We start from the raw sequence: 13445 nt of genomic DNA on the forward strand, positions 1-13445 counted from the left end.
CGATGGTCCCTCGGGGGCGCGTGTCCCCCGAGGACACGGGTGCACGGGGTGCCGGGGGACACGGGTGCACGGGGTGCCGGGGAGGGGACGACGGCGCGGGCGGCGGCTCAGCGCAGGGCCGGCACGTCCAGGGTGAGGGTGCCCGCCTCCGCGTCGAGCACGCCGGGGACCCCGAGCGGTACGGTCAGGGCCGTCGCGCCGTGCCCGAAGCCCAGCTCCTCCACGACCGGCACCCCGAGCCCGCCCAGCCGGTCGGCGAGCACCGCCCGCACCTCCTCGTAGGGACCGCACTCCGCCCAGGAACCGAGGGCGACGCCCGCGGCCCCGTCGAACCAGCCGGAGCGCACCAGCTGGGTGAGGACGCGGTCGAGACGGTACGGCTCCTCCCCCACGTCCTCCAGGAGCACCAGCCCGCCGCGCGCCGAGGGCCGCCCGTACGGGGTGCCGAGACCGGCGGCGAGGAGACTGGCGCAGCCCCCGAGCGTCACGCCCCGGGCCCGGCCCGGCACCAGGGCCCGTGCCGTCTCCAGACCGAGGGTCCGTACCGATTCGGGTGCGAAGAGGGTGGCCCGCAGCGACTCCCGGGTGCGCGGGTCCGTCAGGAACGTGCCCGCCGCGGCCATCGGGCCGTGCAGGGTCGCGAAGCCCGCGCGGACGGCGAAGGCCTCGTGCAGGGCGGTCACGTCGCTGTAGCCGACGAAGACCTTGGGCCCGGCCTCCCGGATCGCCGTCCAGTCCACGAGGTCCACCATGCGCTGGGCCCCGAATCCGCCGCGCGCGCAGATCACCGCGGAGACCGTGGGGTCGCACCAGGCCCCGGTCAGGTCCCGGGCCCGGTCCCGGTCCGCCCCCGCGAGGTGTCCGAGCACGGGATGGACGTCCAGGACGTGCGGGGCGACCACCGGCTCCAGGCCCCAGCCGCGCAGCACGTCGAGCCCGGCCCGCAGCCGCTCCTCCGGGACGGGTCCGCTCGGGGCGACGATCGCGACCCGCGCCCCGGGCCGGAGCCTGGCGGGTCGCGCCAGGGGGACGGCCACGGCCGGACCCCGCCCCTCCCGCCCGGTCATGTGCGGTACTCCAGGGCGGGCACGTCCGTGCGGCCGAGCCCGAAGACCTCCGAGTAGAGGGACAGTTCGGCCTCCAGGGCCCGGACCAGGGTGTCGGCCGCGCGGAAGCCGTGGCCCTCCCCCTCGAAGGCGAGATAGGCGTGCGGAACCCCCCGACCGGCCGCGCGGGCGAGGAACCGCTCGGCCTGCGCGGGCGGGCAGATGACGTCGTCGAGGCCCTGGAGCAGCAGGAACGGGACCGTGATCCGGTCGACGTGCTCGGCGGGCGAGCGCTCCTTGTACCGGGCCGGCACCCGGTCGAGGGGGCCGATCAGTCCGTGGAGGTACTGGGACTCGAAGTCGTGGGTCCCCTCGGTGGCCCAGTCCCGCAGGTCGAGGACGGGGTAGACGATCGTGCCGCAGGCGTACACGTCCGTCCCGGCGAGGGAGGCGGCGGCCGTCCAGCCGCCCGCGCTGCCGCCGCTCACGGCGAGCCGCGCGGGGTCGGCCGCGCCCTCGGCGACGAGCGCCGCCGCGACGGCCGCGCAGTCCTCCACGTCCACGACGCCCCACTGCTCCCGCAGCCGCTCCCGGTACTCCCGGCCGTAGCCGGTCGAGCCCCCGTAGTCGACCTCGGCGACGCCGATGCCCCGTGACGTGAAGTAGGCGATCTCCAGGTCGAGGGCGCACGGGGTGCGTCCGGTGGGCCCGCCGTGCGCCCGGATCACGTACGGCGGCAGCTCCCCGGCGGGGCCGGTGAAGGCGGGGTGGTGGGGCGGGTGGAGGTGGGCGTGGATCTCCCGCCCGCCGGGGCCGGTGAAGGTGCGGGTGCGCGGCGAGGGGTAGTAGGCGGGGTCCACGGCGTCGGTGTGCGCGGCGCCGACCACGCGGGTGCGGCCGGTGCGGGTGTCGAGCTCGACCAGTTCGTGGGAGCTGCGCGGTCCGGCGGCGAGGCCGACCACCCGGGTGCCGTGCGCGGCGAGGGTCGCGTCCCACTCCGTCCAGGGCCCGACGGCGTCGGCCAGTTCGCCGCTCTCGGGGTCGAGGACGCCGAGGGAGGTGGCGCCCGCGCCGTGGACGACGGCGACGAGCCCGTTCTCCAGGGGCGTGAACCACTTCAGCCCGATCTTCCAGAGCGGGCCGCCGAACTCCTCGGCGCGGGGGCAGAGCGGGACCGGCTCGGACAGGGTGCCGTCGGCGTCGACCGACGCCCGGTAGAGGTTCCACCAGCCGGTGCGGTCGCTGACGAGGAGCAGTCGCCCCGCGGGGTCCCAGTCGACCTGCGGAACGGACTCGGCGGGCCCGCCGGCGACGGTCCGGGCGTTCCGGAAGGTGCCGTCGGGGGCGACCTCGGCGAGGACGACCTCCGTGCCGTCCCACGGCATCCGGGGGTGGTCCCAGCCGGTCCAGGCCGCCCGGCGCCCGTCCGGGGAGAGCCGGGGGCCGGTGACGAACCGGTGCCGTTCGGCGGTGAGCTCGCGTACGGCGGCGCGGTCCCCGGCGGCCGAACCGTCGAGGGGCACGGCGGCGAGCACCCGGCGCACGTCGGTCGGCGCGGGGCCGGTGAACTCCTCCAGGACGCACCACACCTCGCCCCGCTCCGGGCGGATCACCGGGTCGGCCCAGCGCAGTCCGCCGCCGACGGCGGAGACGGGGGTGAGCGGCCGGGGCGGCGTGCCCGGGGCGGCGTCGGGTTCGTACGCGTACAGCCGCTGGTCGGGGAAGTGGCAGAAGACCACGAGCGCTCCCCCCGCCGGGCGGTCCACCGCCGCCCAGGGCCGGCCGCCGTACTCGACGACCCGGCTGCGGACGTTCCACGGGGCGGGGAGCGCGGTCTCCTCCGTGCCGTCGGCGTGCCGTCGCACGAGGGCCCGGCGGCCGTCCTCGGCGGGCCGGGGCGCGGTCCACCACAGTTCGTCGCCGACGGCGCCGAGGTATTCGGGCCGTCCGTCGCGCGCGGCGGCGAGCGCCGCGTCGACGGGCGACGGCCAGGTGCCGTGGGCGGCACTGGTCTTCATCCGGTCTCCCCCTGTCATCGGTTCTGTTCCCCGGGTCGCGTTCACGTGCCCTACGCGGACTTCAGGTAGTGGTCGAGCACGCGGACGCCGAAGTGGAGGGCGTCCACCGGGACGCGTTCGTCCACGCCGTGGAAGAGCGCCCCGTAGTCGAGGTCCGGGGGCAGCCGGAGCGGCGAGAAGCCGTAGCCGGTGATGCCGAGCCGGGAGAACTGCTTGGCGTCGGTGCCGCCGGACATGGTGAACGGCACGACGTGTCCTGCCGGGTCGAAGTGCTCGACGGCGGCCCGCAGCCGGGCGAACGTCGGCGTGTCGACGGGGGACTCCAGGGGCGCCTCGCGGTGGTGGAACTCCCACTCCACGTCGGGCCCGGTGAGCCGGTCCATCGTCTCGGTGAACTCCTCCTCGCCGCCCGGCAGCATCCGCCCGTCGACGTACGCGACGGCCGTGCCCGGGATGACGTTGACCTTGTAGCCGGCCTCCAGCATCGTCGGGTTGGCGCTGTTGCGGACGGTCGCGCCGACCAGGGCGGCGGCGGGTCCGAGCTTGTCGAGGAGGAGGTCCACGTCGAGGTCGGGGGCGTGGGTGTCGACCTCGACGCCGTACAGGGCGGCCAGTTCGGTGAGGGCGGCGCGGACGGTGGCGGTGAGCCGGACCGGCCAGGTGTGGGCGCCGATCCGGGCGACGGCGGCGGCGAGGCGGGTGACGGCGTTGGCCGTGTTCACCTTGGAGCCGTGGCCCGCCCGTCCGCGGGCGGTCAGCCGGAGCCAGGCGGTGCCCCGCTCGCCCGCCGCGATCGGGTAGATCCTCGTGCGCGGGTCCGGATGGAAGCTGTACGCCCCGGACTCGCCGATGCCCTCCGTGCAGCCCTCGAAGAGGGCCGCGTGCCGGTCGGCCAGGAAGCCGGAGCCGTCGTCGGCGCTGTCCTCCTCGTCGGCCGTGTAGGCGAGGACGATGTCGCGGCGGGGCCGGACGCCCTGCCGGGCCCAGGAGCGGACGACGGCCAGGACCATCGCGTCCATGTTCTTCATGTCGACGGCGCCGCGCCCCCACACGAGCCCGTCGCGGACCTCGCCGGAGAAGGGGTGCACGGTCCACTCGGCGGGGTCGGCGGGAACCACGTCCAGATGGCCGTGGACGAGGAGTGCCGGGGCCCCGGGGTCGGTGCCGGGGACGCGCGCCACGACGTTGGTCCGGCCGGCGGTCCGCTCCAGGAGGGTGGGCTCGATCCCGGCGGCGGCGAGCCGCTCGGCGACGTACTCGGCGGCGGGCCGCTCGCGGCAGTCGCCGCCGCCCCGGTTGGCGGTGTCGACGCGGATCAGCTCGGAGGTGAAGGTGACCACCTCGTCGAGCGCCGTCGCGTCCGGTTCACGGGCGTCCTCAGCCATACTGCTCCTCCACGGCGGCCGAGACGATGGTCGTGACCGCTTTGAACGTGCGAATCGCCTCGTACATCGTCGCGCCGGTGTAGGCGACGCGCCGCTCGCCGCTCCGCGCCACGCCGGGGACCACCGTGGCGGCGGCACCCAGGTGCTCGGCGTCGAACTCCAGCTCCACGGTGAAGGGGCCGCCCCGGACCGGTTCGTGCCGCACGGCGAGCGAGGCGCCCGTCTTCGCCGCGGCCCGGATGTCGGCGGCGGTCCTGGCCGGGGTGCGGCACACCGCCGCGTACCGCGAGACGTGGTCCTTGACGGCGACCTTGGGCGCTTCGGGGGCGTAGCCGAGGGCGTCCTCGCAGGTGAGGTCGTCGCCGGTGACGAGGACGACGGGGACGCCGTACTCCGCGACCACGTGGGCGTTGAGAAGGCCCTCGCTCGCCCGCTCGCCGTTGAGCCAGACCCCGGTGACGGAGTTGGCGAGGTAGGTGTGGGCCAGGACCCCCTCGGAGCCGGCGCCCGTGTGGTAGCCGACGAAGGCGACGCCGTCGACGTCGCCGTGCTGCACGCCCTCGACCATGGAGAGCGACTTGTGCCGGCCGGTGATCATCTCGGCCCGCTCGTCCAGCCGCTCCAGGAGGAGGTTCCGCATGCTCCAGTGCGCCTCGTTGATGAGGACCTCGTCGGCGCCGCCGTCGAAGAAGCCGAGCACGGCGGCGTTCACGTCGGACGTGAACATCGCGCGGCACCGCTCCCACTGGGGCGTGCCGGGCAGCACGTCGGCGGGCCAGGTCACGCCGGTCGCGCCCTCCATGTCGGCGCTGATGAGGATCTTCATGCCTGGCACCGTACGCGCCGCCCGGCCGCCCCACCACCCCTGTGGAAAACCACCGTTGGAGTGGACCGGTGGCACGGACCGGACGGCGGCGCGGAATCACCCGGCGGGTTCCGGTCGCTCCCGGGGGCCGATATCCCGAAACGGGTGAAACCTCGCCAAGGGGTGTGTATAGGCTGTCGGCCGCAGTTCCCGCACCCGACCCCCGGAGAGCCCCGGTGACCACCGCCTTCACCCCGTCCGAAACCGTGCCCGCCGAGGCCGGAACCGTCGTCCCCGGGCCCGCGGGCGAGGCCGCAGGGCCCGTCATGGCGGAGGAGCCGGAGTTCTGGGAGCCCTCGCCGCCGGAGCCCCGGGAGGAGCGGGACGGCGAGGAGGGACGGGACGCCCCGGACCGGGAGGACGGCGACGGCCGGGAGGACGGCCGGGAAGAGGACCGGGACCGGGAGGACGGCCGGGAAGAGGACCGGGACCGGAACGAGGACCCGGACGCCGGCGAGCCCGACCCCGTCGTCGTCCGGGACGCCCGCGACTTCGGCGTCTACGCGCGCACCGGCGGCTGGGCCTTCGCGCTCAAGGTGGCGCGCAGCGTGCGCCCCGGCGGCCAGCCCGCCGAGGGCACGGCCCGGACGAAGGTCTCGGCTAAGGCGTTCGCCGAGCTGGCGGGATGCTCGCCCGAGCGGGTCATGCGCCACTACCGGGCGTGGGACATGGCGGCCGACGACGGCCTGGTCCCGCAGTTCGAGGTCCTGGTCCCCGGCGAGGACGTCGACCTGCCCGACGCGGACTCCTGGATCGCGTACTACTCCTCCCGCAACGGCGCCGCCTCCGTGCGCGGCCGGGCGATCAGCGAGGCGGCCGAGGCGGAGGGCATCCGTCCGACGAAGGCCCTGGAGGTCGCGGAGAACCCGACGGCGCTCCGGGCCGCGATCCTCGCCGACCCCGGGACGGCGGAGGCCGCGCGCGGCGCGCTGCTCGACCGGATGAAGGAGGACCCGGCCCTCCAGACGGAGATGGCCCGCGCCCTCGTCCGCACCGACGGCCTGAAGAAGGCGGTGGCGAGCGAGGCGAAGGCGGCCGACCGCATCGGCTACGTGCGCCAGATCGTCGAGAAGGGGCAGATCAGGACGCCCGCCGGGCAGACCGTGGAGGCCCCGGCCGAGCTGCGGGCGGAGGCCGAGCGGCACCTGTCCCTCCTGGACGAGCTGGACGACTCGGAGGAGGCGGGCGAGTGGGCCGGCGAGGCCTACGACGCCGTCCGGGGCCTGGTCGCCAGGGTCGTGGAGGAGGACCCCGCGCTGCGCGTGCGGGAGCGGCGGACGAAGTTCTACAACAGCCTGCAGAAGGCGACGAAGGTCTTCGAGGAGCTGACGCTGGACGAGGTCCTGGAGGAGGAGGTCTTCGAGGACGACATGCTCCAGCGCCTCGAAGCCCTCCAGGAGGCGATCGGCTCCTGCATCAGCACGCTGCGCAGGGCGTCGACCGCCTCCTGAGGACCCGTCTCAGTCCTGGTGGCCGAGCTGGAGGTCGCGTTCGGTGCGGCCCCCGCCGGCCACCTGGAGGACGGTCGCGACGGGCGGGTAGCCGGCGGCGATGACCGTGTACTCGCCGGAGGACAGGTCCACGAAGCGGAAGGTCCCGTCCGGGCCGGTGGTGAGGGTGTCCACGACGTTGCCGGCCGCGTCGAGCAGGGTGACCCGGGCGTCCTCCACGGCGCGCCCGCCCCCGGCGCGCACCGTCCCGCGCAGCACGGCGCCGCCGGCCAGTTCGATGTCCTGGCGGGTCTCGCGGGAGGCCTGGACGCTCACCGGGAGCGCGGCGGGCCGGAAGGCGGGGGCGCTGGCGGCGAGCGTGTACTCCCCCGCGACCAGTTCGGTGATGACGTACCCGCCCTCGCGTCCGCTGCGGGTGGAGGCGACGACCTCGCCGCGCACGTCGGTGAGGGTGACGGACGCGTCCCGTACGGGGGTGCCGTCGGCGGTGACGACGCTGCCCGCGAGCCGGCCGGCGCCGCCGAGGACGACGTCGAGTTCGACGGGCCGGTCGCCGACGGTGACGGAGACGGCCTGCGGCTGGTGTCCGCCGGCCGCCGCGATCAGGACGTACGCGCCGCCGCCGGGCACGCTCAGCGCGTACCGGCCGTCCTCGCCGCTCGCGCCCCGGCCGACCTGCCGTCCCTGGACGTCGATGAGGGTGAGGGCGGCCCGGGGGACGCGGCTGCCGTCGTGGTGCTGGACGGTGCCGCAGACGGGCAGCCCGGAGTGCGGCGGTCCGGGGTACGGCGGGGCCGGGCGCGACGGGGCGGCGGGGGCGGGCTCCGGGGCGGCGAGCCGGGCCTGCGGCACCGCCTGGGTACCGAAGTCGGTGGCCCCGGCGGTGGGGGTGTGGTGGGACACCAGCGGTTTCTCCTTGAGGGCGAAGGCGAGGACGAGGCCGAGCACGAGGACCGGCACGAGGTAGAGGAAGACGCGCGGCATCGCGTCCGCGTACGCCTGGACGTACGCGTCGCGCAGGGCGGGCGGCAGGGTGTGCACCGTCTGCGGGGTGATCGACTCGGCCGGGAGCGGGCCGCCGGCGCCGCCCCCGGGCGGGAGGCCGGCGAGCCGGTCGCCGAGGGCGTCGTCGAGCCGGGAGGCGAAGAGGGTGCCGAAGACGGCGGCGCCGACGCTGCCGCCGATCTGGCGGAAGTAGTTGTGGGCGCTGGTGGCGGTGCCGAGGTCGGCGGGGCGCACGGAGTTCTGCACGGCGAGCACGAGCACCGGCATGACCAGGCCGATGCCGAGGCCGAGGACGGCCTGCCAGAGACTGTGGTGCAGGCGCGGCGTCTCGGTGCCCATGTGGGAGAGCAGCCACATGCCGAGGACGGAGAGGGCGCCGCCGGCCACCGGGTAGGCCTTGTAGCGGCCGGTGCGGCTGATGAGCTGGCCCGAGACCACGGAGGCGAGGACGATGCCGCCCATGAGGGGCAGCATCAGGAGTCCGGACTCCGTGGCGGTGGCGCCCTCGACCATCTGGAGGAAGGTGGGGAGGTAGCTGGCGGCGCCGAAGAGCGCGATGCCGATCACGGCGCCGACGAGGGCGGTGACGGTGAAGACGGAGTCGCGGAAGAGGCGGAGCGGGATGAGGGGTTCGGGCGCGAGGTGTTCGACGACCAGGAAGAGCAGGGCGGTTCCGGCGGCTCCGCAGGCGAGACCGAGGATGACGCGGGAGTTCCAGGCGTACTCGGTGCCGCCCCAGCTCGTCAGCAGGACCAGGCAGGTGGAGGCGGCGGCGAGGAGCAGGGCGCCGAGGACGTCGAAGCGCGCGCGTGCGGCCGGCTTGGGGAGCTTGAGGACGGTGGCGACGACGGCGAGGGTGACGAGCCCGAAGGGCACGTTGAAGTAGAAGCACCAGCGCCAGGAGACGTGGTCGGTGAAGAAGCCGCCGAGCAGGGGCCCCGCGACGGAGGCGAGGCCGAAGACGGCACCGATGAGGCCCATGTACCGGCCGCGTTCCCGAGGGGGGACGATGTCCGCGATGATCGCCTGGACGCCGATCATGAGGCCGCCGGCGCCGATGCCCTGGATCGCGCGGAAGGCGATGAGCTGGTCCATCGTCCGGGACCAGCCGGCGAGCCCCGAGCCGATGACGAAGACGACGATGGCGAAGAGGAAGACGCCTTTGCGGCCGAGGAGGTCGCCGAGCTTTCCGTAGACCGGCAGGCCGACGGTGGAGGTCAGCAGGTAGGCGGTGATCGCCCAGGACATCCGGTCCAGGCCATGGAGTTCGCCGACGATCTTCGGCAGGGCGGTGGCGACGATCATCTGCTCGAGGGCGGCGAGGAGCAGCGCGAGCACGAGGCCGAGGAAGACGAGCCGGACGCGGCGGGGGTCGAGGGCGGCCGGGCCGGGGCCGGGCGGGGGCGGGGAACCGGGGAGCGGTCCGTCCGGTGCGGGCGGCACCGCGCCCGCCGCCTCTCCGGCGCTCCGGGCGGCCCCGGTGCTCCGGGCGTCCTCGGCGGCCTCGGTGGTCTTCGCCATGGTGACCCCACCCACGTGTCTGCTCCCCTCGTCACGGCGTCTGCGCCGCGCCATTCTTCGCATTGGGCGCGAAGGGGGAGCAAGTCGGGCGGCACGGGAGGCCGGTGGCGGCCGGGGGCCGAACGCCCCCGCACGACGGCGCACTTGGGGCGCTCATCAGCGCGTTTACGAGAGGGCCCGCGCCCCCGGCGCGCCGGGGGCGCGGACACGGGGGCGCGGGCGATCCACTCGAATCGGTGAACGCTCCGGGCGTTACTTCTCGACCTCGGTCGCCAGCCGGGCGAGGACGAGGTCGTAGATCCGGCCGAGCCCCTTGGGGGCGAAGGTCTTCTCGAAGAAGCCCCCGATGCCGCCGGCGCCGTTCCAGACGGTGGTGACGACGGCGCGGGACCTGCCCTCCCCGGCGGGGGTCACGGTCCAGGTGGTGACCATGGAGGAGTTGCGGTCCTTCTCGACGAGCTGCCCGTCGGTGGGCTCGGTGACCTCCAGGAGGCAGTCGCGGACGCGCTTGCTGGTGGCCTGGAGCTTCCAGTGGACGAGGGTGCCCTCGCCGTCGCCGCCCTCGCGCACCTCGTACTCGCTGAAGTGCTCGGGGAGGAGCTTCGCGCGCGTGCCGCTGTAATCGGCGAGAGCGTCGAACACCGTCTCGGGGCTCGCGGCGATGATCCGTTCCGTCGTGGCCTCGACCTGCGCCATTGACTTCCTCCAGCTCGTGGTTCCTCGGGAGATGCGGTCCAAGCGAACCACGTGGGCGCCGGGGCGCGAAATCCGGGTTGCGGCGATCAAGGGAACGTGTGTTCTATTCTTGACGAACGGCCGAACCCCGGCCGCCGAGGAGGTGTCCATGCGCCGGGACGGTCCGGGCGAACCCCCCGCCGACATCGCCCTGTTCGGCGCGGAGGCGGTCGCCACCCGCACCTTCGACACCCCCGGCCTCCGGGGCGTCACCTTCCACGAGGTGCGGGTCCGGTCGGCCCTCGACCGGGTTCCCGGAGCCTCCCGGATGCCGTTCGAATGGACGGTCAACCCGTACCGGGGCTGTTCCCACGCCTGCGTGTACTGCTTCGCCCGCAAGTCCCACGACCGCCTCGGCCTCGGCACGGGCACCGGCTTCGACACCCGGATCGTCGTCAAGCTGAACACCCCCGAACTGCTGGCCCGGCAGCTCGCCTCGGCCCGCTGGCAGGGCGCGCACGTCGCCGTGGGCACCCACGTCGACTGCTACCAGGGGGCCGAGCGCCACTACCGCCTGATGCCGGGCGTCCTCACCGCCCTGCGCGACCGCGCCAACCCCTTCTCGATCCTCACCAAGGGCACCCTGATCCTGCGCGACCTGGAGCTCCTCGCCCAGGCCGCCCGGGTCACCGAGGTCGGCGTCTCCGTCTCCGTCGGCTTCACCGACCGGGAGCTGTGGCGCGCGGTCGAACCCGGCGCCCCCTCCCCGCAGAGCCGCCTCGACGTCGTCCGCGCGCTCGGCGCCCGCGGCATCGGCTGCGGGGTCCTGATGGCCCCCGTGGTGCCCTTCCTCGGCGACCGGCCGGAGCAGTTGCGCGAGACGGTCCGCGCGATAGCCGGGGCCGGGGCGACGTCGGTCACCCCGCTCGTCCTGCACCTGCGGCCGGGCGCCCGCGAGTGGTTCACGGAGTGGCTGCGGCGCCGCCATCCGGGCCTGGTGGGGCGGTACGAGCGGATGTACGCGGACGGGGCCTACGCGCCGACCCGGTACCAGCGCCGGATCACCCGTCAGGTGCACGAGTTCGCCGCGGAGTTCGGCATCGGCCCCGGGACGCCGGACGGGACGCGCCGGACCGCCGCGCCGGCGGGGCCGGGCCCCTCCCCGGGACCGGAACGGGAGCGGGGACCGGTTCCCCTCCGGCGGCCGGTCGGATCGTCGGACCGGTACGCCTGACACGCCGTCGGGTCCCTCCGTTCGGGTCAACTCCGGGCCGAACGGGTCCTTCCGGGCCCCGTTCGGGGCACGGAGCCCCCATGACCCCACGCGCAGGCATGCTGATCGCCGCTGGAGCACTGGTGGCCGGGACGGTCACCGTCGTGCCCGCCTCCCCCGCGGGCGCCGGTGAACCGGCCCCCCGCCCCCTCCCCCGGCTCGCCTGGACCGACTGCGCCACGAAGGCGTACCCGAAGCTCCAGTGCGCCACCCTGAAGGTCCCGCTCGACCACGACGACCCGGCCGGGCGGACGGTCACGCTCGCCCTCACCCGGGTCCCGCACACCGCGAAGGCCTTCCAGGGGCCGCTGTTCGTGAATCCGGGCGGCCCCGGCGGCAGCGGGCGCGGCATGGCCGGGTACGTGGCGTCCGCGCTGCCCCCGGAGGTGGCCGCCCAGTACGACGTGATCGGCTTCGACCCGCGCGGGGTCGGCAGGAGCGAGCCCGCGCTCGACTGCCTCCCCGGCCGCTTCGCGCCGGTGCGCCCCGACTCGGTGCCGCGCGGGAGCCGGGCCGAGCGGACGGGGGTGAACCGGGCGCAGGAGTTCGCCGAGGCCTGCGGCGAGAAGTACGCCGACGTCCTGCCGTACGTCGACACCGTGAGCACCGCCCGGGACCTGGACCTCGTCAGGGAGGCGCTCGGCGCGCCGAAGCTCACCTACCTGGGCTACTCGTACGGCACCTACCTGGGGGCCGTGTACGCGCGGCTCCACCCGGACCGGGTGCGGCGCATGGCGCTCGACTCCGTCGTCAACCCGCACGCCGTCTGGTACGAGTCCAACATCGCGCAGAACCACGCCTTCGACGCGCGCCACAAGGCCTTCATGGCGTGGGTGGCCCGGCACGACTCCGCGTACCGGCTCGGCACCGACCCGGCGGCGGTCGAGGCGGCCTGGTACCGGATGCGCGACGCGGTGCGCGCGGCCCCGGCCGGCGGGAAGGTCGGACCGGGCGAACTGGAGGACACCTTCCTGCCCGGCGGGTACTACAACGGCTACTGGCCCGCGCTGGCGAAGGCGTTCTCCGCGTACGCCGTCGACGCGGACCCGAAGCCGCTGACGGAGGCGTACGAGCGGTACGCGGAGGCCGACGCCGCCACCGACAACGGCTACTCGGTCTACACGAGCGTGCAGTGCCGGGACGCGGGCTGGCCGCGCGACTGGAACGTCTGGCGCAAGGACGCCTGGAAGACGCACGCCAAGGCGCCGTTCTCGACCTGGAACAACACCTGGTACAACGCTCCGTGCGCGTTCTGGCCGGTGGAGTCCCTGACCCCGCCGAACGTCCGCAACGACCGCGTCCCGCCGGTCCTCGTCCTCCAGGCGACGGACGACGCGGCGACGCCGTACGAGGGCGCGGTCGCCCTGCACCGGCTGCTGCGCGGCTCCAGCCTGGTCGTGGAGGAGGGCGGCGGCAACCACGGCGTGACGCTCGCGGGCAACGACTGCGCCGACGGGCACCTGGCGGCCTACCTCGCCACGGGCAGGGTCCCGCGCGGCGGGGAGGGGAGCGAGGTGGACGCGGTCTGCGCCGCGCTCCCGGACCCGGAGCCCGAGCCGGCGGCCCCGGCCGGCGCGAAGCCCCCGGAGAAGAGCGGCACGCCGCCCCGGGTGGGGCCGGCCGGGGCCGTTCTGCACGGCCTCCTCGGCCACGCGCGCTGACCGGACCCCCTCCGCCCCCACCGGCGGCGTGCGCGAGGATGGGGGGATGACTCGTCACCTCACCCATGTGCCCGCCCCCGACGGCCTCGCGCCCAGCCCGCAGTACAGCCATGTCGTGTGGGGCACCGGCCGGTTCGTCGCGATATCCGGGCAGTGCTCCCTCGACGCCTCCGGGGCGGTCGTCGGGGAGGGCGACCCGGCGGCCCAGGCCCGTCAGGTCTTCGCGAACCTGGAGCGCTGTCTCGCGGCGGCCGGGGCGGGCTTCGGGGACGTCGTGAAGCTGACGTACTTCGTCACGGACACAGCCCACCTCCCGGCGGTGCGGGAGGCCCGGGACGCCGCCTTCGCGGGGCTGCCGCTCCCCGCGAGTTCGGCGGTGGCGGTGTCGGCGCTCGTCCGGCCGGAACTGCTCGTGGAGATCGAGGCGTTCGCGCTCGTGGCGGAACGGACGGAGCGGGCCGAGACCACGGAAGAGGCCGGGACGGCCGGGACGGGAGACGTAACGGAGGGGGCGGAGGGCTGAGGTCCGGGCCCGCCTCCGGCCG

The 13445-nt window shown here is 75.2% G+C and carries 10 protein-coding genes; 4 read left to right on the forward strand and 6 right to left on the reverse strand.

The features are described 5' to 3' along the window. Positions 1 to 107: 107 nt before the first annotated feature. The 4 genes from ACZ3IL_RS14690 to ACZ3IL_RS14705 are packed head-to-tail and all read right to left on the reverse strand — an operon-like array spanning position 108 to position 5275. Positions 108 to 1067 carry a S66 peptidase family protein gene (locus tag ACZ3IL_RS14690; protein WP_467390198.1) on the reverse strand — a complete coding sequence of 320 codons (960 nt, stop codon included), beginning with the start codon at positions 1065 to 1067 and terminating at the stop codon, positions 108 to 110. Beyond that, positions 1064 to 3064, reverse strand: coding sequence for a S9 family peptidase (locus tag ACZ3IL_RS14695; protein ID WP_467390200.1), 2001 nt, complete (start codon positions 3062 to 3064; stop codon positions 1064 to 1066). The genes ACZ3IL_RS14690 and ACZ3IL_RS14695 overlap by 4 nt, the downstream gene beginning before the upstream one ends. A gap of 50 nt (positions 3065 to 3114) precedes the next feature. Next, on the reverse strand, positions 3115 to 4449 hold the full coding sequence (locus ACZ3IL_RS14700; RefSeq protein ID WP_467390202.1) for a M20/M25/M40 family metallo-hydrolase: 1335 nt from the start codon (positions 4447 to 4449) through the stop codon (positions 3115 to 3117). Next, positions 4442 to 5275, reverse strand: a complete 834-nt coding sequence (locus ACZ3IL_RS14705) for a M55 family metallopeptidase (RefSeq protein ID WP_467390204.1) — start codon at positions 5273 to 5275, stop codon at positions 4442 to 4444. The genes ACZ3IL_RS14700 and ACZ3IL_RS14705 overlap by 8 nt, the downstream gene beginning before the upstream one ends. A 215-nt stretch (positions 5276 to 5490) precedes the next feature. Between ACZ3IL_RS14705 and ACZ3IL_RS14710 the strand changes: the two genes are divergently transcribed. Then, complete coding sequence (locus ACZ3IL_RS14710; RefSeq protein ID WP_467390207.1) at positions 5491 to 6765, forward strand: hypothetical protein; 1275 nt, start codon at positions 5491 to 5493, stop codon at positions 6763 to 6765. A gap of 9 nt (positions 6766 to 6774) precedes the next feature. On the opposite strand, the gene ACZ3IL_RS14715 is transcribed toward ACZ3IL_RS14710, so the two are convergent. Both ACZ3IL_RS14715 and ACZ3IL_RS14720 read right to left on the reverse strand, forming a co-directional pair. After that, positions 6775 to 9291 carry an MFS transporter gene (locus ACZ3IL_RS14715; RefSeq protein WP_467390209.1) on the reverse strand — a complete coding sequence of 839 codons (2517 nt, stop codon included), beginning with the start codon at positions 9289 to 9291 and terminating at the stop codon, positions 6775 to 6777. A 252-nt stretch (positions 9292 to 9543) separates the two neighbouring features. Continuing rightward, positions 9544 to 9987 carry an SRPBCC family protein gene (locus tag ACZ3IL_RS14720; RefSeq protein ID WP_467390211.1) on the reverse strand — a complete coding sequence of 148 codons (444 nt, stop codon included), beginning with the start codon at positions 9985 to 9987 and terminating at the stop codon, positions 9544 to 9546. 148 nt (positions 9988 to 10135) lie between these two features. Here ACZ3IL_RS14720 and ACZ3IL_RS14725 point away from each other — a divergent pair, with 148 nt between their 5' ends. The 3 genes from ACZ3IL_RS14725 to ACZ3IL_RS14735 all read left to right on the forward strand — a co-directional run bounded on the left by ACZ3IL_RS14725 (position 10136) and on the right by ACZ3IL_RS14735 (position 13423). After that, on the forward strand, positions 10136 to 11200 hold the full coding sequence (locus tag ACZ3IL_RS14725) for an Rv2578c family radical SAM protein (protein ID WP_467390489.1): 1065 nt from the start codon (positions 10136 to 10138) through the stop codon (positions 11198 to 11200). An 80-nt stretch (positions 11201 to 11280) separates the two neighbouring features. Beyond that, on the forward strand, positions 11281 to 12900 hold the full coding sequence (locus ACZ3IL_RS14730; RefSeq protein ID WP_467390213.1) for an alpha/beta hydrolase: 1620 nt from the start codon (positions 11281 to 11283) through the stop codon (positions 12898 to 12900). Between the two features lie 46 nt (positions 12901 to 12946). Continuing rightward, on the forward strand, positions 12947 to 13423 hold the full coding sequence (locus ACZ3IL_RS14735) for a RidA family protein (protein ID WP_467390215.1): 477 nt from the start codon (positions 12947 to 12949) through the stop codon (positions 13421 to 13423). The last annotated feature ends 22 nt before the right edge of the window (positions 13424 to 13445 follow it).

It is taken from the genome of Streptomyces sp. NPDC014907 (genome assembly GCF_055562975.1).